The 389-nt window shown below is 67.9% G+C and carries 1 protein-coding gene; it reads right to left on the reverse strand.

Annotation, left to right across the window (positions count from 1 at the left end):
• Window positions 1–389: PepSY domain-containing protein (locus SB751_RS28425; protein WP_410748840.1), on the reverse strand; the 389-nt coding region annotated here is incomplete at both ends.

Raw genomic sequence — 389 nt, forward strand, 5'->3', positions numbered from 1 at the left:
GTCATGCCCCGCCTTGGCGCGGATCTTGGCGCTGGCGCCCGCGATGCGCAGCCCATAGAGATAGGCACCCGTCACGCTCAGCGCGGTCAGCATGGAACCGAACAGGAACCAGATGGCGCGTACGGGCCAGGGGCCAAAAGCACCGAAATGCAGCGGGTCGGCCAGCTCTGAAATGCGCTGATGCACGTCGAGCTCGTCCGCGCTGCGGCGGGTGGACGCCCCGCTAGGCAAAGAAATGCGAATGGCGTTGGCGCGGTCACGCACCAGCCAGGCGTCTGTCTGCCCTTCAAGCTGCACCGCCCTGCCCCCCGCCTCCAGACGCAGGACGCGGATGGTCAGCCCGGGCCACGCACGTTGCGCTTCGTCCACGGCCGCGTCAATCTCGCTTG

It is taken from the genome of Cupriavidus sp. SIMBA_020 (assembly GCF_046535395.1).
GTDB classification, from domain to species: Bacteria; Pseudomonadota; Gammaproteobacteria; order Burkholderiales; family Burkholderiaceae; genus Cupriavidus; species Cupriavidus campinensis.